The sequence below is a fragment of the Pseudoalteromonas sp. TB25 genome (genome assembly GCF_000497995.1).
GTDB classification, from domain to species: domain Bacteria; phylum Pseudomonadota; class Gammaproteobacteria; order Enterobacterales; family Alteromonadaceae; genus Pseudoalteromonas; species Pseudoalteromonas distincta.
In genome coordinates this window covers 52,540-73,974 of sequence record NZ_AUTI01000415.1, presented here as the reverse complement: position 1 = coordinate 73,974, position 21,435 = coordinate 52,540, and the positions used below count along the sequence as shown (strand labels likewise).

Sequence of the window (21,435 nt, the reverse complement as noted above, 5' to 3'; positions counted from 1 at the left end):
GCTATTATTGATTGAAAATATCGCTCCAATCGCGATTAATAAGTGCCAGCACTTCGTTATTTGGTACCGGTTTACTAAACAAATACCCTTGGAAATGCTTGCATCCTCGAGCCTTTAAAAAGGTAAGTTGATGCGAGCTTTCTACACCCTCCGCAACACACTCTTTTCCTAAGCTGTGGGCCAATGCAAGGGTTGACTGAATAATGGCTTCGTCGTCAGAATCAATCCCAATATCTTCTACAAAGCTCCTATCAATTTTTAATACATCAATCGGAAAGCGCTTTAAATAAGTGAGCGATGCATACCCCGTACCAAAGTCATCCATGTAGAGCTTGCAACCTAGCTTTTTAAGTTGCTCCATGCTTTGCAGAGCTTGATGAGAGTCGCGCATAAGTACAGATTCTGTTATTTCAAAAACAATGGCTTCTGATGATACCTGCGCATGATTTAGCGCATTTCTAATCTCGGGTACTAAATCTTCGAATTCAAAATCGAGCGCCGATAAATTAATAGAAAGATACAAGTGAGGTGAGGCTTTTCGCCACTCTTTTAACTCCAATAAAGCGCGCGCAAAGGTCTGCAGCATAATTTTTGTAATTAAGCCTATCCCCTCTGCAGCCAGCGAAAACTCTTGAGTTTGTACTAGTTTATTTTCGGGCCAACGCAGCAGCACTTCAAAGCCTTCTGTTTTTTGGCTCTTAGCATTAATAATAGGCTGATAGTAATTACAAAACTCTTCTTCTCGATACGCTCTAGTAAGCTGAGATTCAAGATGCAGCGCTCTTTGAACATGCTGGTTCATCTCTTGCTTATAAAACTGGTAGCGCCCTTCTAAAGAGTCTTTTGCATGATATAACGCTATGCTCGCAGCTTTTAAAAGTGCGGGGCCTTGCTCTGCGTCATCTGGCGATATCGACACACCAATACTTAAATTAACGTTTACAACTTGACCATTAATCGCAATATTTTGATTCACGCAATCCATCAACTTAGTACATATTATAAGTACTTGCTCTATCTGATGAATATCTTCTACTAACACGACAAACTCATCGCCACCAAATCGCGCAACACTATCCGATGGTCGCAAAGAGCACTTTAAGCGCTCAGCAACTTCTTTAATTAGCTCATCAGCCGCTTCGTGCCCTAATGAGTCATTAAAGTATTTAAAACGTTTAATATTGATATGTAACAAAGCCACTTTGCATCCATGCAGTTTTGCTTGTTCAAGGGCGTGTTCAACGCGGTCATTAAATAATGTACGATTTGGCAGCCCAGTTAAGGCATCGTAGTTGGCCAATAGGTGCAGCTCGTTTTCAGCTGATTTTTGTGCGTTTATATCGGTTAAAATAATGACATAACTATTAAGGCGCTGCTCGTTATCGGCCACTGCACTTATTTTCACAAGTACATGACGCGATTCACCATTAGCTAAAACCACACTGTCTTCGCACGAAAAATGCTCCCCAACAGATAGCTTTTGCATAATGCGTAAATAATCAAAACGATTGCTGCGCGATATACCTAAATTTAAAGTCCGGCTAGATAACGACTCAGCGGTGAAGTTAAAGGCGGTTTGCAGTGATTTATTAGAAGCCCGAATATTTAAGTTTTTATCGAGTATAAACACCCAATCACGTGTTTGCTCAAATGCTGCCGTAAATAGTAAAGCGTGTTCTTCAAACACCATCTCACGGGTCATATTTGTATAAGTACCCGCTACTTTTTGTGGAGTTTTATCATCCCACTCCACTACTTTTCCAAAGTCCTTATACCAGCGCCAATAGCCTTTTGCATGGCGCAGGCGGTAGGTACAATTAAAGTAGCCTTTATCGGTAGATAAAAATTCAAGCCACTCTAAGCGAAATAGCTGTTTGTCCTGCGGATGAATTTTAGATAAATATTCATCAAGGCTTACGGTTTCATTTTCGTAGCTTAACTCACTCGCTAAGCGAGGTTGGTAAATGCTTGGGTTGCTCGACTCCCAATCCCAAACACCCGATTCGCTGCCTTCAAGTGCTAATTTTAAACGCGCTTCGCTTTCTTTACTTTCTTTATTTGCTGCCAATAAAATACGCTGAATTTTATTACGGCGCATAACCCACATAGCAACAAAACCAATAAACAGCATGGCGTAAAGCACCATAAAATAAGGTGCACGCCAAAGCGGATACTTTACTTTTATTTTTAAAATAGCAGGCGAGGTATATTCGCCAGTCAGGGGGTCTTTAGCCCAAACTTTTAATTGGTAATTACCTGGATTCAATTTTGGAAACAATACGCGGTTGTTATTTCGAGTGTAACTTTTTTGTCCGTTATCGAGTTGATACTCATAAATGATGCGTTCTTGATTACTAAATGCCATGGCCGAAAATGCCACTTCAAGCCCAATATCATCATGGTTTAACACAACTTCGTTGAGCGGCTGTTTTAAATCAAGCGATAGATCTCGTGACATTAAATCAACTCGCGTAATATTTACGTGATCAATAAGTGATTGGTAATTTTGGTTTTCCATTGGGTGAAAATAAGTAAAACCTTTTAAGCTACCATACGCAATATGGCCATCTTTGAGCTGTGCCATGGCGTTACTATTAAACTCAGCAGAGAGTAGCCCTTCTGACGTAGAAAATTGTTGAAAATGAAGTGTTTCTGGGTTTAATCGCCAAATGCCTTTATGGCTACTCATCCAGATCATGCCATCATCATCTAGCACCATATCGTAAAGCAATGTGCCTAATTTATTCTTCTCTAAATCGATTGTATGTACTAATTGATAAGTAGATGCGTCAAGGCCTATCAAGCCAAAATTAGAAAGTGATATCCACAATATATTGTTGTTATCAATTAAATAAGAAAGCACGCTAATGGCTACGTTTTCGTGCTGCTTTGGCACTTTGTAAATCATTTTAAGTGCTAAATCACTTGGGTTTACTTGATATAAAATTCCAGCATTAAAAAATAGTGGCGAGTCTGGCTTATTGCTCAACGCGGGTAAAAAGCCATGAGCTAAAAAGGGTTCAAATTGATCCAATTGGCCACCCAAACGCGTTACTACCTGTGAATCTATATTGTATATAAATACCCCATGATCTGAGTGCACAAAGTATAGATCGCCATTTGGCATTAGTGTAACGCCATGCACCCTACCAGTAATCAGCTCTTGATCAGCAGGGTTATGTACTTTAGGTTCGCTAACTTGATGCGTTACAGGGTCAAAAATAAATAAACCACGGTTTGTATAAAGCCATAAATTATCTTTATAGGGCGTTATTTCATATACGGTAAATTCAGTGGTGAGTAAGTCAACTTTGTAGTCTTTTAAATAAGCTTTACCAATGTTTGTTTTTAAATCAACCTCAGTAATACCATTATGCGTTGCAAGCCAAAGCTTGTCTTTATACTCGGTAATACCCCAAATAGAATGATGCGATAAACCATCACCTCCGAGCAAAGTGCCATCGACATTATTGAAATGATAGCTGTCGTGAGATAAGTAAAATGCACCATCAGTTTTAGTCGCAACCCACGTACCACCCGATTTATCTTTAGCCATATCAATAATACTGGTATCAGCAAGTGTGTACTTACTTTGGGCTATTCGGGTATTTTTAATCATCTCTTTTGTGTTTAAATCAAATTTAAACAAGCCTTTATCGGTGGCTAAATCTATTTTTCCGTGTTCGTTTACTATGCTCCACACATTTAAATCATTGAGTAATATTTTACTTTTAAAAGGTAAATCTGGGCGTTCAAACATTTTTGATAAGTTACTAATATCAACTTCGTATAAGCCTTGTACCGCCCCTACTAACAACTGTTTATTTTCACCTAATGCGAAAGACTTCACATTATTTTGGTAAATATGTTCAGCTTCACCTTTTAAATGCTGTAGAGGTCTAACTTGCTCGGTGGCAATATCAAATACGTATGCACCATGGCTTGTACCTATAAATATATAACCATTGTAGGCAAACAGCTTTCTCACAAGAGTATTTTTATATTTAGCCGGAAGCTCAAAAATAGTTGTTATTTTTCCGGTTGCTATATCAAGCTTTGCAAAATCGCGGCCTCGCCCAATCCAAAGTGTTTTTTTATCAACGGCCACCATACTAAAAACAGACTGATTGATAATTTCTTCTTCACTGGTCGGTTTTTCTAGAAATTGCTGATATGAATCTGTTACGGGGTCGTATCTAAACAGGCCTGCAAGTAAAGAGGCTATCCAAATGTGCCCTTGAGGGTCTTGGTAAATACGATCGATGATCGCCTCTTCTAACTCACCATTAGGGCCGTTTATTGGAATAACTTGATAGCCATCATAACGATTAAGCCCGGCCTCTGTCGAAAGCCAAAGGTAACCGTTAGTGTCTATAAGCATTGTATTAACGTAGCTTTGTGATAAGCCTTCGCTAGGAGATAAACGTTTTACTTGTGCCCCTACTTGGCAACTTAGAATAGTTATTAAAACTACAAAGCAACTAATGATCCCATTAACGTATTTACTCATGCTTATTCCATATTATTATTTATTATTATGGGTACTCTAGAGCGACTATATTTCGATGTTTGTAAGTATCAAAAAGTACTTGTAAAGCAAGAGTATATGTTAACACCTGGTTAAAACCAATAGCACAATATAAATCAGCTACGTTTTCATATGCGAAGGTCTTTATCTCTCTATTTTGCGACTTTAAGAGTGTTGAAAGCAATTGTTTTGCAATCCCTTTACCGCGATGTTCCAGCGCAACAAACATGGTAGATAAAAATAAAAACTCTGTTTTATCTTGTAACCTACATGCTGCCACTATTTCATTATTATAGTAAGTTACCCATACCTTATCTTGTTTATTAGCACGCCCTCTTACGCTGTGCTTTTTGTAGAATTTATTCACAAGTGGGGTTTTTAGTTCATTTAACACTTCAACTTTATACATTTTTATATCGATATTTAGCTAAGCATTAGCGCTAAATACTGTTCAAATTTTTGTTTCAAAACCATTTGCTCTGCCACTGGGCGGCTGTGGATTGTGTTGTAAACTTGCTCTCTCGTTTTTTTATTACGCTTAATTTGATACGCCCAAAAAGACGCTTCATAATCTAACTGAATTTGATATTTTTCTTCACGTGGTAATAGGCATAAATTAAAACTCACAATACTTCCTCATTCGCTTTTAAGATTATTTGATTCCCCCTCTAAACTGGGCAAGAGGTAATCTCCTTGTTATTATACGCGTCTTATTTTATTTATTTCTGTAGTAATTGGAACTGATAATGAATAGACATTTTAGTATCTTGTTATTATTGGTAAATTTATTTTTTAGTGCCTCTTGTTTTAGTCATCAATACAACCTCACTTTTAATCGTCCGCAAAGTACACCTCAAGCTGATTATGCCTTAGAGCTATTAAAGTTAGCATACGCAGATATCGGTTTTAAAATACATATAATCGATTTTAGTCACCAAAATGCTTTGCTCGCTGCAAATAATGGCGTACTTGATGGGCAGTTAGGAAGAGATGCAAGCATTGAAAAAAATTACGAAAACTTAATTAGAGTCGATTATGAGCTATTTAAGTTTGACTTAGTATTATATAAAAACTGTTTACCTAACAGTTTAGAACAGCTCGATAGCGTCGCAATTGTTGATGGCTACCCTGTGCAAGAACATTATTTAGTAAGCACACAGTTTGCAGGGAATATTATTAAAGTTAAAAGCATGAATACCCAACTTAATTTGCTTGCTCAGAAAAAAGTACAGGGAGCTTTAATGATTAACTTTATAATGCAAAACAATGAACTCCCGTCACCTCAAGGCTGCTTTGTAAAAGAAGTATTGAGTACTTATCCGCTTTATCATTATTTAAATAAACGTAATGAAAACTTAGTAGAAAAGCTTAAAATGTCATTAATTAACCTAACTAACAATGGCACTGTGTACGCACTAAGAGCCAAATATGGATTAAGCTTTTAAAAGTCGAACCCTTGCTGCTGCGCCTGCGTGCTTGGCACTGCATTTTGCTGCTTTTTTTGAAGGTAGCGCTTGTAGCGCTGCTGGCACAAACTAAGCACCTTCTTTTTTTGGTCGTTCGATAAGGTATTCCACGAAAAGCGCTCATCCCGACTACGATAACACCCTTTGCAATACCCTCTGTTGTTAACTAAGCAAATACTTTTGCAAGGACTTGGAATATCAAATATTTCAATTTGTTGCATGCATAAGTACCTCCCAGTTGAATAGGAGGTATTAGTATAGCGTTATTTTTGAGCAAAAAAAAAGCAGCAATTTAATTGCTGCTTAGTTTTGTTGAGCTGGGATTATTAATACTCACAGCTATTGGTATTTATCTCTGTTTTACGGTGAAATGGCTTAGCGTACATGGCCAGCACTAACGGTTTTAACTCTTCTGGTACACAGGCTAAACGCTGTTCAAACGTCGCTGTATCTGGAGAGTCTATTACCGCCTCTTTACAGCCACCAGCAATGTAATTGCCTGGGTGTAAATAAAACGAATCTACAATTTGCCTATCAATTGTTTTAGCAAGCTCTTCAGCACTATCACATTTAGATTCGATTGGCTGTCCAAATGCTAAATGCACATGCCCTTTAGCTGAACTAAAACCTTCAACAATACTGGCAATATCTTCACCCGCTGACTTAATATATTCACCATGATGCTGTTTATGATAAAGCTCTTTAGCCTTAGCAATTGCACACGGCTCATATTGATAAGAAATAGAAACCGGCACTATTTTTAACTCTTTAATATAATCGCCAAACTCTTTCTTTTGTTTACGCCCGTTTAATTGCAACATTTTTAGAAGCGCAGGATCAGTTTGATCAAAACCGTCTTTTGCACGCCCTTCTTTTTGCGCAATCCAAATAGAATTTCCACCCACTACAGAATCGTAAATGTATGACGATAATTGAGTCAGTGCTTTTAACATCTCTTTTGGTGCTTTAGCAGAGCGCTTAACGATAAAGCTTTTATTTAGACGCATAAGCTCTGTAATGTAAGGTATTTGCAATAAATTATCGCCAATAGCAATACGCACTGTTTTCATTTTATGTTGATATAAACCCCAGTTTACTAATGCAGGATCAAGCACTATGTCTCTGTGGTTTGAAATAAATAAATAGGCCTGGTTAGCATCTAACTGATCTAACCCAGAAAAGGTTACTTTTGACGTGGTGCGCTTTACTAATTTATCTAAGTATTGCGCAACTTCGTTTTGCACGTCTTCGACGGTGCTTACTTTGCCCCATTTTTTGCGTAACTGACTTCTTACCATTGGACGTGCAATAAAAGGCACTGCCGATAAAAAGCGCGGTAAATTATACTTTGCTATTACATCAATAAACGCATCATCGTTAATCAAACGTGTAAGCGACGCCGCAACTTCGTCGTCGTTGTATGGGCGTATATCTGCGTATTTATCTTCTAATTCACTCATTACTACATCTACAATGTTAAAAAACGGCACGCTAAAGCGCACCGTTTATGTCTATATCCGATTATAACTCAGCCAATCTAAAATGCGAAATAACCAAAAAAACGATTTTTTATTTTAGCAACTTGCTTTAAAGCCGAGTTTAATTACCTTCTATGACCACAGGCTTGCTTATAAGTGCAAAAAAACTGATCAGTCTAGCAAAATACCATGTTCTCAATCTGCTAGTGGGCAGACCACTACTACATAGCCCTCTAATCATTTGGTAGTAATAGCATTAACAAAGCCTTTCTTTCGTAGTACCTTAAGCCCATATTTTAGATTTTTGATGGATCGTAAGCCTCTTTTTTACGATTTTAACTCTTTCAGATCCACTTATTTTAGGGCTCATAATGAACATTACTATTCTTGATAACGCAACTTTAGCTAAAACATCTCTTTCGTGTATAGAACAACTTGGTAAATTAACGACTTATGAACTTACCAGCCCAGAGCAAGTTATTGAGCATTGCCAAGGCGCTGATGTATTAATCACTAATAAAGCAATTTTGAATCGCGATACAATTAGTCAGCTAACACAACTGAAATTAATTTGCGTAAGTGCAACCGGTACTAATAATGTTGATTTAGAAGCCGCTAAAGAATTTGGTATTGCCGTAACTAATGTAGCTGGCTACTCAACCCCTTCAGTTGTTCAACATACATTTTCTTTAATTACTAACTTACTGGGTAACACCCACCGCTATCAGGCGGATTGCCAGCAAGGCGCATGGCAAAAAAGTGAAATGTTTTGCATACTCGATTACAGCTTTAACGACTTGCAAGGTAAAACATTTGCCATTATAGGCGGCGGTACGCTAGGCAAAGGCGTTGCTAAAGTGGCTGAGGCATTTGGCGCTAATGTTATTGTTGCAGAGCGTAAAGGGGTTAAATGTCGCGATGGTCGTACGCCTTTTGAAGACGTCATTAAAACAGCCGATATAATCAGCGTACACTGCCCGCTTACAGATGAAACACGTGATTTAATCGCACTTAATGAGCTTAAAATGATGAAGCCAAGCGCTATAATTATTAATACAGCACGTGGTGGTATTATTAACGAAGCCGACTTAGCAACAGCGCTTAAGCAAAACCTAATTGCTGGAGCGGGTGTTGATGTACTAACTAAAGAACCTGCTGAAACTTCAAATCCACTTGCTAATTACACAGGCAATAACTTATTACTTACTCCACATATTGCATGGGCAAGTACTGAATCTATTGTGCGCTTAATTAATGAAGTAAGTTTAAATATTGCGGCATTTAGTAAGGGCGAATCACGCAACCGCTTGGTTTAATCATTTTATTGTAGTAATCAAATAAGCTAAAAAGTGGCTGTTTTTACTAATATATTTAATATTTTATTAGATAAAAACAGCTTAACTCACTTAACAAACTGATTCATAACAACTTATCAATATGGTCTACTCTTTGCTTTAATACAGTTAATAACCAATTAAAAATCTTATTAAGGTAAATAAAAATGAAAAAATCACTTTTAGCAGCCGCTTTAATCGCTCCATTTTTAACAGGCTGTGTTATTGCCGTGTCAGATGGCGAAGCTGAGACTCATTGGGCAGGGAAAAACTCATCAAGCTGGCAAGCACAGCATAAAAATAATCGTGAAGTTATATCGGAGCTAAAAATGGATAGCAGCTATCAGTCTGTTTTAACGCAATTAAAAACGCCTAATTTCACTGAGCTATTAAAAAAAGATGATGATGTATACCAAGTACTTTTTTATGTAACGCATAGCAAGCATTCAGATTCAAAAACAACAAAAGATGAATGTACGCCACTTGTATTTAAAAATGATAAGTTAGTGGGCATTGGTGACACCGCTTTAGGTATGATCACGCAGTAACCAATAAAAAATGTTTGATACAAAAACGCCAATATATGAATATTGGCGTTTTTGTATATTAAGTTTTTAGCGTGCGACTATTCTATCTCGCCCTGCATCTTTAGCGGCATATAAGCCTAAATCGGCCTCTTCTAATAATGCTTGCTCAGCATACACTTTACCACTTTGTGTAGTGGCAATACCTATACTTATAGTGATGTGGTCTGCATTTAATGAAGCTTTATGTTCTATATTCAAAGCATTTACAGCATTGCGTAATTTATTAGCAAACTCCATTGCCTCGTTCTTATCAATTCTTGGTAGCACAGCAGCAAATTCTTCTCCGCCATAACGAGCAATAAAGTCACTGCCACGTTCACATTGAGCCGCAAGTGCTTGCGCAACATTCTTTAAACACTCATCGCCAGCACGGTGTCCGTAGCAATCGTTGTAACGTTTAAAGTGGTCTATATCCATAAGTAACACCGATAGCGGTGTTCCACTTCGCTTGCTGCGGCGCCATTCTCGAGATAAGTTTTCATCAAGGTAGCGTCTATTTGGTATTTCAGTTAAGCCATCTATCGAAGCTAGCATTTCTAGCAAATCATTTTTTTGCTTTATGAGGAGTTGGTTACGCACTCTAACGCGAACAATAGAAGGACTAAATGGCTTGGTTATGTAGTCCATTGCACCGAGCTCTAAGCCCTTTGCTTCATCATCATGGCTACGATTGGCTGATATAAATATAATAGGAATAGACTGAGTTATTGGGTTTTCTTTAAGCTCCACAAGTACTTGATAGCCGTCAATTCCAGGCATAATTACATCAAGGATTATTAAATCAACTTGCGCTGTTTTTACAAAGGTCAGTGCTTTTTCGCCACTTTCAACTAAGAACACGTCATGTTCTGCTTTGAGTGTTTTTTCAAGTACTAATCTATTGATTGGATCATCATCCACAATAAGTACTTTAGCTCTTTTCGACATCCCTAACCCCTAGCCCTTTTATAAAAACAATTACCTGTTCTAGCTGTATGATAAGCTCTTGTAGTGTAATCTCAATAGGCTTATTAGTTGTTTTAAGCGTTCTTTCACACAATAAAGCACAATGTGATAATCGTCTAAAACCTAAATTACCTGCTACCCCCTTGATACTATGCACTAAACGTACCAAATCATCCTTATTGGTTGTTTCTTCTAGTTGCGATAGCTGGGTTTCGCACAAGCTAGCAAACTTATCAATCATCGTATTAAGTAGCTTTTCATCCAGACTAAACTGCGTTAAAGCAAATGATTTTTCAAAAAAGCTTGGTTTAACTAAGTTTAAATCAGCAATTGCATCAATAAGTACTTTAGCAACAACCGGTTTAGTTAAATGTTTATTCATGCCGCACTTTAAAGAACGTTCTACATCAGCAGGCTCGCAATGAGCCGTTAAAGCAAAAATAGGCAGTTGCTTTGCGTCAAACTGTTGACGAATCAAAGCGGTTGCTTGACAGCCATCTATTTTCGGCATTTGCACATCCATCAATATTAAGTCAGGCTTCAAAACTTGCAATAATTCCATGCCAATTGATGCGCTTAAAGCCGTAACAACATTTACGTTTGCTTGGCGCAGAACACTGCTAATTATTTCTAAGTTAAGCTGATTATCATCAATTGCTAATACAAGTAGACCCGATATATCAGCTTTACTTTCAGTTGCACTGTGTACTGCGGCACTTGTATTGACTATGGGCTTTTGCTGAGAGTTCAAACTAAATAGCCTTTGCCCTAATGCCGATGCTTTAACGTGATGCGCAGCTAAGTGCTCGCTTGTCGGTAAATTAAGTGTGTGCTGATGATTAATAATAATTACCGATGTTTCTTTAGCTGATAACGAATCATTAATCGCTTCAACATTTAAAAGTGCAGGTAAGTCAGCTGCATCAATTATTATTTTTTGAGTATTAGAGAGCTTAATTGGGTATTTCAGTACCTCATCTAAATTAATATTAGCAAGTTCGTTATATGCATTTGTCACCTGCTTAAGCTCTTTACTTTGATCAGATAAAATAGCCAATGTATTAGTCGGTAACACTGTGTTTTTAGTGGTATCAACTAAAAAGCTAATACTGAAATAAAATTCGCTGCCGTGGCCTTTTTTACTCTTTAAAGCAATCTCCCCACCCATTAACGATACTGCATGTTTAACAATAGCTAAACCTAGCCCAACCCCTTGGTGTATGCGGGTTGAAGATTCATCACCTTGAGTAAAAGCGTCGAATAAGCGACTTTGATCGGCTTCATCTATACCCATGCCAGTATCAATTACTTTAAAGCAAATATGCTGTTGCTCTAGGCTATCGCTTTCAATAAGTTCCATTTTTAAAGTAATGGAACCTGTTTTTGTAAACTTAACGGCATTAGTTAATAAGTTACCTAATATTTGCTGCAAACGTATACTGTCGCATATCAAATCAGGTGCTATTAGCGGGTCAATATCAATAAAAAACTCAATACCTTTTCCTTCGCACAATGGAGCCGTTAAGCTTTCACAAATATCTACCAGCTCAACCATGCTAAAAGATGCTTGTTTTAAATCGGTTTGCGAACCTTCAATACGTGCAAAATCAAGCATTCTATTAAGCATTAATAACAAGCTTTGTGCTGCATGCTTAGCTTGATCCGTTTGTTGTAATTGCTTTTGCGTTAAGCCTTGCTCAATTAACATATCAAGCAACCCTAAAACAGCGTTCAAAGGGGTACGTATTTCATGACTTAAATTGGCTATAAAGCGGCTTTTAGCTAGGGTTGCTCGTTCGGCATCTAGTTTTGATTTAGTTAAGGCACTCACATCCTGAATGTGTATAACATAATAAGCTGGATCGCGGTTTTCATCCCAGACAAGCGATACACTTAGTTGCAACCAGCTTGTTAAGCGCCCTTGAGCAAGCGTTAAATGATATACGCGTTTTTTGTCATCTAGCAATTGCGCTAAAGTGCTTTTTATTTGCTGCCATTGGGAGTCATCAAATAATGCTTTCAACTGCTCCCCAACTAGTACTGGCTGATCAGAAAACTGCTTTCTTGCTGCTTTATTAACTTGTAATATTGTGTGCTCAAGCGAGAGTAAAACCACGCAGTTAGCCGCAAATTCAATTGCACTTCTAAATTTAGATTCAGATGATTTTAAGGCCAATAATGTTTGTTGCTGCTCGGTAATATCGCGGCCAATACCCATGGTTCCTAACAGGTGTTGGTGCTCGTTATAAAAAGGAGCAATAGTAAGTTGATACGATTTTGTATCAGTTTCTATTCGCTGTTCAACACTATTTCTGTTTTGTAATACTTGTTTTTCAAGCGCATTTATTTGCTGATCATTGTCACCTAAATCATCTACATATTTACCAACTAATGCAGTTTGATCTTTACCGATATACGCCTCAAATGCTTTATTGCATCCTAAGAATGAACCATCAATGTTTTTAAAGTAAATAAGATCTGGCACACTGTTTAGCATAGTGTTGAGTAAAGCTAAGTGGCGCTCTTTGGCTTCGTAACTGCGGCTTAGTTTTTCTGATTGCAGCTGAACTTGGTCGTCCAGAGCTTTATTTGCACTTTGTAATGAATCAACTAACTGTTTGTTTTTAGTAAATACACGCTTCACTTTAGAAAACCAAGGTTGCCAGCTCAGTGGTACTTTGTAATTTAGCTGCTCATCTTGTTGTGTACCGTTACTCTCAAGGTATGACATTAAGTGAGTCATCGGCTTTATAAAAATGCGCTGACTTAACCAAAAAAACACGCCAAACATAATACTTAAAAATAGCGTTAAAAAAGTAAACTCTAGTAATATCTCATACTTAATTGAGCTTATTAATTGGGGTTTGTGCTCGTAAAATGCTGCGTGAATAGGTAACGCATCCATAGGCTGCATAAAGTAATTACTATCACTAGTTAATACTGTTTTTTGACTCTGATGATTGGCCAAGTCTGGCCAATAATTTTTTAACGCAGTCGCTTGCTCTATTATCTGTTTAGAGCTGGCGATAATTTGATGCGATTGGTTCATAAAAACGTATTCACCACTGTTCGGTGACACCTTTTTTAACCATCCAGAAATTGCTTGAACATCATAAATTAAAATAATGTAATCGGCTGAGCCTGTGCTTCGTTGTCGACCAATAGCAAAATACGAATTGTCATTCACTTTAACAATAGGACTTGAAGTAAGTTTGTTTTGCGCAAATTTTGGCTTAAATTTTCCATTTAAAATTTCAGTAAGCATAAAACTTTGGCTTTTGTTGTGCCTGCTTACATAAGCAAAACCATTATCATCAACATACGCTACAGCAGATAACGACTGCATTAATGCAAGCGTTGTATTAAACGAAGGCCCTAATGTAATAGCCTGCTGCCACTGCATTAATGCCTTAGCAGATAACGCAAACTCACCTTTACCTACAATTTCCGTACTTTGATCAATAAAATGACGATAATAGTAACCATCATATTGATTTATGCCTTCGAGCAAATCTTGGTTTATTTTGGGATAAGTCGCTTGCTCGTATAAGTTAAACATGGTGGTAAGTAGATTACTCACCGAGTCCATCCCGTGAGTAACCTGTGCTGAAACATTTGTAAAGTCAGCTTGGCGTTTTTCAACCGTCCGCTCAAGCTTTATATTATATAAGTGCAAGCACAGTAAAAAAGCGACAATCAATGGCACTAACAGCGCAATAAATAATGAACGATAGTAATGCTTCAGAGGTAAAAAATTCAATGTACTGCCTGCCATTTGGCTCGAAAATCAATCGATAGACTATCGAGCCAATTTGTTAAGCGCAAGTTATAAATTTTCTTCTGCAAATGACGCTAAGCGACTACGCACAACACCGTTGAGGTTTATTGTTGCGCTGCCTTCAAAGTTTTTAAAGCGCTCTACTATGTACGTTAAGCCCGATGTTACTGGCGTTAAATAGTTACTATCTATTTGCGCCAAGTTACCTGTACAAATTAATTTAGTACCTTCGCCGCAGCGAGTAATAATCGTTTTAAGTTGAGATGCCGTTAAATTTTGGCTCTCATCTAAAATCACCCCCGAATTGATATAATACTATCATACCCTCAATAAACTTGAACAAAAAAGTTTTTACACACATACTCTAGCTAAGAATCAAAGGTGAACGAAAATGATACTTCGAAATACAACAAAAACTAAAATAATTAAAACATCAGTCAACTTTGGAAAAGGAATGTCTTTTCACCTCGATAAATCAGGGCAACCTATTAAGACTGAAAAAGGCATCAGAACTCACTCATATAGGCACGATAAAATAGAACCTAATTTTCCAGTGCTATATCACCCGACTCGCTTCACCGAATGCCAAGAAATGAACTTATTTTTAATGCACCGCTTTGAAGGTCATTTCAGTCTCAAAAAGAATCAAATAGACAATGAGGCTTTTAGTGACGCTTATCATGCCAGCCAACCGGGAAAGCCATTAGATGTTAAGTCTGTTCGCAGTATAGCTAAGCACTTAAAAGCTTTCTTAGATTGGTTGGATAAAGATGATGCATCCTATTTTGAAGTAATAGCTGCACCACTTTCAAAACAATCTGTAGATGATGATATTTCTAGGTTACCTGTGTGGAGATATCACAAACATTTATGTGAAAGAGTCGAAACCAAAGATAAGTCTAAACGCATAAGCTTTAACAGCGCTCAAGAACGAATTAGAGCTGTTAAAGCATTCTATATATGGAGCCATAAGCGCGGAGCTATAGATAGCCTCCCCTTCTCACTTGAATACAAACAGGTACGTATTAAATCGAAAGCTAAATCAGGTGTCAGTTCGTTGTTTCAATTACCTACCAGCAACAATCGTTCTGGGGGCTTATGGAAATGGGTCAGTAATTTGAGCATTCCAAATACATTGAAACAAAAAGAAGACTCACCAGACAAAGGTCTACAACCATATTCTCCAAAAGAACTTAAACAGTTACTGGAGACGAATACAGCTCAAAAAGAGACTTATAAACTTTATTTGCAGTGTGCCTTGTTAGGTGGACTTCGATCTTTTGAAATTTCGGCCATCGACCAGAAAGACCTCTTTAACCCTGATGAAAAAGAAAACGAGAAACGTATTCCAAAATTGAACATTGTACGAAAAGGACATAAGCCAGTGAGATTAACAATAGCGCGAGTTCTAATGAAGCTTTTGTACAATCACACTTTGACAATTCAAAATATGAAGCGACGTACCAAACATGAGACTAATCATGGTATGGACAATAGCGAACATCCGCTTCCTTTGTTTATGAATAGTTCAGGATCGCGGATAAGCGAAGATACACCGGGGAATACTATTTCCATAGTTAGAAAAGAACAAAGGAAGCAGGGATTAGAAATACTATTACGCACATTCCATGACTTACGCGCTACCTTTGCTACTTATGTCGCTAAATACCTAATTGACAAAGGTGAATCAGAAAGTTCCATCCGACAAACACTAATGACTTTGATGAGTCACGAAAGCTTTAAAACAACCAAACGTTACATCGACTTTGCCAAAAGTGTATCAGTGGATGCATACGGAGCGATGTCAGAGTGGGTAAAAGATATCTACGGTGATGTTAACGAATTGCTTATGCGTGAGGCTGAAGATGCTACAGCAAGTTAAAACGCGGAAGTCCAATCGTATTCCTGCTAGATTTAAACCTCATTCAATTGTTCTAGCCGAACAGTTAGACGTTTTATTTAACAGGGCATATGACAAAGAAAGCAATATTAGCACAGGTGACGACACTGCTATTTCAATGAGTCGCTTGCGGAATGCTTGTGTCAGTTTACAGCACATTCTTCCTCTAGCCCTTAATAAGGTTAGTGCAGATACTGCGACATCAATTCAAACTTCGGGATTAAATGCTCTATCAGACTTTGAAATTTGGCAAGAACTGGAATACTTTTGCATTAATGAAATAAATGATGTCAAGCTACCTAGTTATGCTACTCGTATAGAAGAAGCTTTAGAAAACATAGCTAAGTTTCATTTTTATGATAACGCTATCAACGCTCCTTTTAGGCTAGTAAATGGGGCTACTTCAATCGACATAACTAAATTATTCGAACTTGAATTCCATCAAGTAAAAGAGACTCGTAAATTACTAAAAAAATATCTGGACTATCTCGTCCTTCCAGAATTAAGCCTCAAAGATTCTTCTATTAGAGACAACATCCTCAAAACTGCGACTGCTATTATAAATATTTGTCTACATGATACTTTTAAGAATACTGAACGCGTCAAACTGCCATTATTGGCAACATTAAAGGATAGGGAATTCGTTTCATCATTTATATGCAATCACAACTTCCGTACTTTTTTAAAATTTATACTACCCGATGTGTGGGGTAAAGCTAGAGTCAATCAATTTAAAACTGAAGCCGAAGTGATAGGGTATGCACAAAGCATATCATCCAAATTTGGCAATGAAGTTGATGCTTTTTTGAAAAATCAGATAGCAAGCGCTTCGGAAGCTAATACAACAAGAGTTAGATCCTCAACTTTATCATTTCCAAGGTGGTTGAATAGTGCTGGTAGCGTAGCATCACCAATAATTAAGCTGCTTAGTGAGCGTGGAATTCAAGGGTTTGCAGAAAATGGCCTTCAGGGATTTAAATACCTTTATAAGCATTACCAAGAAGAAACTCAAAATAACCAGCAGTTTTTACTGCTACTAAACGCTGCATTGGACCTTTACCACTTTGTTACGGGTGAAAAAATCGCAAAGGAAAGTTTATTACCCTACTCATTGGGCTATTACCTTAAAGAAAGTGACACTACCGAATGGCAGAAGCATGAGTGGGTATATGACAATGCCTATAAATTTTATCAAAACCTAGTCGAATACCATAAAGTTTTTACAAAGCGAATTGATGGCGAGAGCATAGGCATCGTCACTCTCAAAGGTTACATAGGTAGTATGGCTAGAGCATTGAAAGAAAATGCATCATCATTAACAGATGAACAAATGAAGCTTATTGCCAATCATGGGGTTCATGCTTTTGTTGAAAATAACTGTGAGATACTAAAGGCTATAAGAGAGGCAATTCAACTAAAATCAAAACAAGGCGATTTGTCGGTTTTTGTTGGTAATCAATATCAGAGCGCTATCGACAAATTACTATCGTTTTATGGTCTAGATACTATTAAAAGCTTTCCGGTCAACACCGAATTAACTGCACAACATCAAGAGCAACTCTCTCAGAATCAAGATAAGCTCTACTCATATAGAGAAGTAGTAGAATTAGCATATTACATAGAAAAAGGGCTTTCTGAGACCTTACTCACAATTAAAGACAAAGTTACACTTTATGCAGCAAAAGTCATATTGAAAACTGGTTGGAATTCAACTCCTACGCTAGAGCTTGATACTGACGACTTATTTTTCTTTAACACGCCATTACATTCAAGTAAAACTCCTGCTCTTCGTTTATTTAAACGCCGAGCTAATTATCAAACACAATGGCATAAATTTGAAATTAAAGCCGAAGATCTAGAAAAAGAAGGCGTCTTATACGGCGACGTTGTCGAACCAGTAATATTTGATATTAAGGCTGCGACTAAACTTACGTCTATTTACCGCCCTTCTATTGAGAACCTATCAAAAAGAATTTTTGTTTTTCCCAAAGTAAATAGTATTGGAGAAGTAAAGATTCAATTATTAACAGCATCACGTTTCAAGACCACTATAGATAGGATATTGACTGAGCTTGGGTGTGATATCGTATTTAATTCGCAAAAGATCAGAAAATCAGGGCTTAACTACATTTACCGAAAAGTTGCCAAAGAATTTAAGTGGTATCAAAAAGCTGGCAAGCACTCTTATGAAACGTTCTTGCGTCATTATTTAATGCAAGATAACAAAGATGTTGCAATGACAATCAACAGAGCGACAAAAACAATGGCAGACTATTTTGTTCGCGATGTTACCGACAAAGTAATCATTTTGCAGACTCCACCAGAAGACGGTAAAAAAGTCCCGAATGGCACATGCATTAACTCAAAAGATAAATCCGCAGTAGTGGCATTCGAATCACAAAACAGGAAATTATTAGACCAGCGAGATACAAACGAGCATGCATGTGCCGACTTTAACGCATGCTTGTGGTGTCCGTTCTATCGCTGTGTTGCTGACGCATTGCATGTTTGGAAACTTTTGTCATACCGGGATTTTGTTGTTGCTGATATGGAAAACTCAGCCGCAACATTTGACTCTATAACAGAGCAACTGGAAAACATAGAGCAGTTGAAAAATAGGGTTAACGAAATATTAGCTGATATTGCCAAGCTTAATGCTCAAGCTGTGACTGATGGAAAAGAACTATTGAGAACAGAGGGTATTCATCCTCATTGGAAAAACACAGGTTTGCTATGACCAAAGAGATAACTAAAACAAAACTACTTGATATCGCTGTTGTAAAAACACATACAGGTCAAATCACTATAAAACCTTTGGTTCAGGTGTTAGAAGATTTTAAAGTTGATGATACTAGCGCTTTTAATTCGATTGCTTTGTGGGAAAACAGAGCATTGAATATTGCTAAACATGGCACTATTCACTTTGGCGATGACACTTGGATAAGCTATGAAGAAACGCAAAGAAATGTGAATTTTAAAGGTGTTGATGAATTAGCATATCAAATTCGAATTTATTCACTAATTAAACTCACACATGGTGATGTTGTAGGCGGTAAACCTCTAAAAATCTCTACACTTCAAAATGATGTAACGTATCTAAATTTATTTGCAGCCTTCTTAAGACAAAGAGGTTATCACTCATTTCATGAGTTGGAGTTCAAATCTGACTTAGTTATTAGGAATCTCATAAAAGACTATTTATATGAAGTCAGGAAAATAGCTATTTACAGACAATCACACTCATTTACTAAACTATTTGACGTGCAGCGCAGCTTTCGTCTTTTTGGCCCTAAGGTGTGTAGTGTTTTTATTGATGTACTTAACCAACTAAACGAGTTACACCATCCGAGACCAGTCACTTATTCGCACCCTGTCATTCCTACTAAAGTAATGAAAAAAATTCTGAAGTTTGCAGAAAAAATAGTTGAAAACTCTAAGGATAAGATAGAACGATGGCTAGAATTAAATGCACGCTTAATAGATAGTTTAAATGAAGGCTCCGTTGAACCACCGCCCAAAATTAGTACAGGTGAGCTAATAGCAAAACATGTAAGAAACTTACCCGATGAAGTGGAATTCATTCAATTATCCGAAGAATTAGAAGATTTAAAATTAGCCACATACATTAATATCTTGGCCTATACAGGCATGAGATATAACGAAGTACTTACATGCAAGGTTGGCTGTGCCAATTACAAAGATGATATTTATTACATTACGGCAATCATGACCAAAACCGACAACAGTAAGGTTGAGATGGAATGGTTTTCAAACGCTGAAGTACATGAGTGTGTTGGTATTTACGAAAAATATGTGTTCGGTATGCAAGAAAGGGCAAAAGCTGTACTTTCTTCATGCAGAGCCAATATAACAAGTAGTCAAGCACACAACTTGAAAGAAGGGTTAGAAAGAAACCGTCTTTTCGGGGTTTCACATAGTAGCTGTAGTGTTAGTTTTAGCGATGCTGGGCGATTCACAAAATTTGAGGTTAAAAACAGTGAAAACATTGAGCTTTTTGACTTAACTCTAGACGATGATGATATAGCAGAGCTTGAACGCCTTGAATCTAACTACAAAGAAGTTAGAGGAGAGAATAGAGGTGTCCCATACGAAGAAGGCGATACGTTTAGATTAACCGCTCACATGTTTCGACATACGTTGGCCTACTTTGTCATTGCCAATAAATTAGGTGAGCTTGATGATATTAGATATCAATTTAAACATTTAACCAGCCTAATGACGTTTGTTTATACTCGAAGAGCATTTTTGGCCTCAACAACTTTAATTAAAACTACTGAAGAGTTTAATGAGATTTTAATTGACCGTGTTGCAGAAGAGTTAATAGATGAAGCCGAGTCACAATCACTTAAAGGTGGTGCTGGTGAGCAAATTAATAAAACATCTAAAGATCTGATAATAGGTATTACTGATAGTCAAAGTAAAGATTCGACTGTGATTAAGCAGATCCATTTCAGTTCAATTGAAGAACTGAAAAAATTTCTCGTCAAAAATATTAAAAACATACGTGGCTTGCCTACGGGGTACTGCACTGCGGGAGAAGCTTGCAAGATAAAAGGAGCAGGAATCCCTAGTGGCTGTGTGTATTGTGGTAGTAAAATCATTACCAAACGCCACAAGGTCAATTGGCAAGTGATAAAAAAAGATGCGACCCAGAAACTAGAGGCATATGCAGCATCAACCACAGAAGAGCAAGAAGATTACGAGCTATTTGCTATTCACTGGAAAAATAATATAGCAGCAGCTGACTATGTATTAGATGAAGGCAAAGCGCATACAAACCAAGGAGAACAAGCATGAGTAGCGCATATGATGATATAAAACGTGCTTTTGAAGAGATGAAATCTGATGGCAGCAAGATAACCAAAAATGCAGTAGCAACGAGAGCTAAAAGAAATATTGCGAATCTATCTAAAGAAGAAGAAAAATGGGTAAAGTTACGAGAAAGTATTGAAAAAGCTCAATTAACTTGGGAAGAAAAAAATAAAGATAATTTAATAAAACAACTCAGAACAAAGGTAGCCGAACTAAAAAGCAAGCTTGCTAAAGAAAAGCAAAAAAATAATATCGGCACTAAGGAAATCGATAATAAAGATACAAAGTTATTAGTGTTGTTGAGTGAAATGTACGCAGAAATAGATAAGCTCAAACTGATTAATGCCGATTTACAAAATCAACTTCAGCATTCAGGGCAACATACAGAAATAAGAGTGGATACGTCTACTGGTGAAATTATTGAATTAGTTTCAACGAAACAATAGATTAGATGTAGTAGCTCATATCTCAACTTACAGTTTTGTTGATTAGGCTTAGACTTCACCTGACAGGCAGCAAGAGCGAACAAGAGACGGTCAGAGTGATCTGGATATGTGAACTTAATTCTACAAAGAGGACGCTTAGC

At 37.3% G+C, this 21,435-nt stretch carries 14 protein-coding genes and 1 pseudogene; 7 read left to right on the top strand and 8 right to left on the bottom strand.

The genetic code is table 11. The features are described 5' to 3' along the window. Window positions 1-4: 4 nt before the first annotated feature. The 3 genes from L652_RS0119430 to L652_RS0119420 are packed head-to-tail and all read right to left on the bottom strand — an operon-like array spanning window position 5 to window position 5,155. Window positions 5-4,510 carry an EAL domain-containing protein gene (locus L652_RS0119430; protein ID WP_024596206.1) on the bottom strand — a complete coding sequence of 1,502 codons (4,506 nt, stop codon included), beginning with the start codon at window positions 4,508-4,510 and terminating at the stop codon, window positions 5-7. A 25-nt stretch (window positions 4,511-4,535) separates the two neighbouring features. Next, window positions 4,536-4,937, bottom strand: a complete 402-nt coding sequence (locus L652_RS0119425; RefSeq protein WP_024596205.1) for a GNAT family N-acetyltransferase — start codon at window positions 4,935-4,937, stop codon at window positions 4,536-4,538. A 14-nt stretch (window positions 4,938-4,951) separates the two neighbouring features. After that, window positions 4,952-5,155: a DUF3283 family protein gene (locus L652_RS0119420; protein ID WP_024596204.1), complete on the bottom strand. Its 204-nt coding sequence runs from the start codon at window positions 5,153-5,155 to the stop codon at window positions 4,952-4,954. 119 nt (window positions 5,156-5,274) lie between these two features. Here L652_RS0119420 and L652_RS0119415 point away from each other — a divergent pair, with 119 nt between their 5' ends. Further along, on the top strand, window positions 5,275-5,973 hold the full coding sequence (locus tag L652_RS0119415) for a transporter substrate-binding domain-containing protein (RefSeq protein ID WP_024596203.1): 699 nt from the start codon (window positions 5,275-5,277) through the stop codon (window positions 5,971-5,973). On the opposite strand, the gene L652_RS0119410 is transcribed toward L652_RS0119415, so the two are convergent. Beyond that, window positions 5,970-6,215, bottom strand: coding sequence for a DUF1289 domain-containing protein (locus L652_RS0119410; protein ID WP_008170756.1), 246 nt, complete (start codon window positions 6,213-6,215; stop codon window positions 5,970-5,972). The genes L652_RS0119415 and L652_RS0119410 overlap by 4 nt on opposite strands. 105 nt (window positions 6,216-6,320) lie before the next feature. After that, entirely contained in the window at window positions 6,321-7,454 is a 1,134-nt protein-coding gene (locus L652_RS0119405) for a 1-acyl-sn-glycerol-3-phosphate acyltransferase (protein WP_029753262.1), read from the bottom strand. Window positions 7,455-7,843: 389 nt separating this feature from the next. Between L652_RS0119405 and L652_RS0119400 the strand changes: the two genes are divergently transcribed. Continuing rightward, window positions 7,844-8,788 (top strand): D-2-hydroxyacid dehydrogenase, encoded by a 945-nt coding sequence (locus L652_RS0119400; protein ID WP_024596201.1) that lies wholly within the window; start codon window positions 7,844-7,846, stop codon window positions 8,786-8,788. 185 nt (window positions 8,789-8,973) lie between these two features. Next, window positions 8,974-9,354 (top strand): DUF3192 domain-containing protein, encoded by a 381-nt coding sequence (locus L652_RS0119395; RefSeq protein ID WP_024596200.1) that lies wholly within the window; start codon window positions 8,974-8,976, stop codon window positions 9,352-9,354. 66 nt (window positions 9,355-9,420) lie between these two features. Here the strand turns inward: L652_RS0119395 and L652_RS0119390 are convergent, their stop codons facing one another. The 3 genes and pseudogenes from L652_RS0119390 to L652_RS0119380 form a co-directional block, all read right to left on the bottom strand. Continuing rightward, entirely contained in the window at window positions 9,421-10,320 is a 900-nt protein-coding gene (locus L652_RS0119390; RefSeq protein WP_024596199.1) for a diguanylate cyclase, read from the bottom strand. Then, complete coding sequence (locus tag L652_RS0119385; RefSeq protein WP_084324658.1) at window positions 10,304-14,113, bottom strand: ATP-binding protein; 3,810 nt, start codon at window positions 14,111-14,113, stop codon at window positions 10,304-10,306. Before L652_RS0119385 ends, L652_RS0119390 begins: the two co-directional genes overlap by 17 nt. Before the next feature lie 51 nt (window positions 14,114-14,164). Further along, window positions 14,165-14,422, bottom strand: a pseudogene (locus L652_RS0119380) (PhoH family protein); the annotation flags it as partial. 85 nt (window positions 14,423-14,507) lie between these two features. Here L652_RS0119380 and L652_RS0119375 point away from each other — a divergent pair. Genes L652_RS0119375 through L652_RS0119360 form a run of 4 tightly spaced genes read left to right on the top strand, consistent with a single transcriptional unit; the run spans window position 14,508 to window position 21,295 of the window. After that, a complete protein-coding gene (locus tag L652_RS0119375) occupies window positions 14,508-15,998 on the top strand; it encodes a site-specific integrase (protein WP_008113382.1) in 1,491 nt (496 codons plus the stop codon). Then, window positions 15,982-18,753, top strand: a complete 2,772-nt coding sequence (locus L652_RS0119370; RefSeq protein ID WP_013465872.1) for a hypothetical protein — start codon at window positions 15,982-15,984, stop codon at window positions 18,751-18,753. The genes L652_RS0119375 and L652_RS0119370 overlap by 17 nt, the downstream gene beginning before the upstream one ends. Then, window positions 18,750-20,834, top strand: a complete 2,085-nt coding sequence (locus L652_RS0119365; RefSeq protein ID WP_008113384.1) for a hypothetical protein — start codon at window positions 18,750-18,752, stop codon at window positions 20,832-20,834. Before L652_RS0119370 ends, L652_RS0119365 begins: the two co-directional genes overlap by 4 nt. Continuing rightward, window positions 20,831-21,295 (top strand): hypothetical protein, encoded by a 465-nt coding sequence (locus L652_RS0119360; RefSeq protein ID WP_008113385.1) that lies wholly within the window; start codon window positions 20,831-20,833, stop codon window positions 21,293-21,295. The genes L652_RS0119365 and L652_RS0119360 overlap by 4 nt, the downstream gene beginning before the upstream one ends. The last annotated feature ends 140 nt before the right edge of the window (window positions 21,296-21,435 follow it).

Excerpts from the sequence above, each read along its gene's own strand:
- L652_RS0119430 (WP_024596206.1), bottom strand. The coding sequence starts at position 4,510 with ATGAGTAAATACGTTAATGGGATCATTAGTTGCTTTGTAGTTTTAATA.
- L652_RS0119425 (WP_024596205.1), bottom strand. The coding sequence starts at position 4,937 with ATGTATAAAGTTGAAGTGTTAAATGAACTAAAAACCCCACTTGTGAAT.
- L652_RS0119415 (WP_024596203.1), top strand. The coding sequence starts at position 5,275 with ATGAATAGACATTTTAGTATCTTGTTATTATTGGTAAATTTATTTTTT.
- L652_RS0119410 (WP_008170756.1), bottom strand. The coding sequence starts at position 6,215 with ATGCAACAAATTGAAATATTTGATATTCCAAGTCCTTGCAAAAGTATT.
- L652_RS0119405 (WP_029753262.1), bottom strand. The coding sequence starts at position 7,454 with ATGAGTGAATTAGAAGATAAATACGCAGATATACGCCCATACAACGAC.
- L652_RS0119400 (WP_024596201.1), top strand. The coding sequence starts at position 7,844 with ATGAACATTACTATTCTTGATAACGCAACTTTAGCTAAAACATCTCTT.
- L652_RS0119395 (WP_024596200.1), top strand. The coding sequence starts at position 8,974 with ATGAAAAAATCACTTTTAGCAGCCGCTTTAATCGCTCCATTTTTAACA.
- L652_RS0119390 (WP_024596199.1), bottom strand. The coding sequence starts at position 10,320 with ATGTCGAAAAGAGCTAAAGTACTTATTGTGGATGATGATCCAATCAAT.
- L652_RS0119385 (WP_084324658.1), bottom strand. The coding sequence starts at position 14,113 with ATGGCAGGCAGTACATTGAATTTTTTACCTCTGAAGCATTACTATCGT.
- L652_RS0119375 (WP_008113382.1), top strand. The coding sequence starts at position 14,508 with ATGATACTTCGAAATACAACAAAAACTAAAATAATTAAAACATCAGTC.
- L652_RS0119370 (WP_013465872.1), top strand. The coding sequence starts at position 15,982 with ATGCTACAGCAAGTTAAAACGCGGAAGTCCAATCGTATTCCTGCTAGA.
- L652_RS0119365 (WP_008113384.1), top strand. The coding sequence starts at position 18,750 with ATGACCAAAGAGATAACTAAAACAAAACTACTTGATATCGCTGTTGTA.
- L652_RS0119360 (WP_008113385.1), top strand. The coding sequence starts at position 20,831 with ATGAGTAGCGCATATGATGATATAAAACGTGCTTTTGAAGAGATGAAA.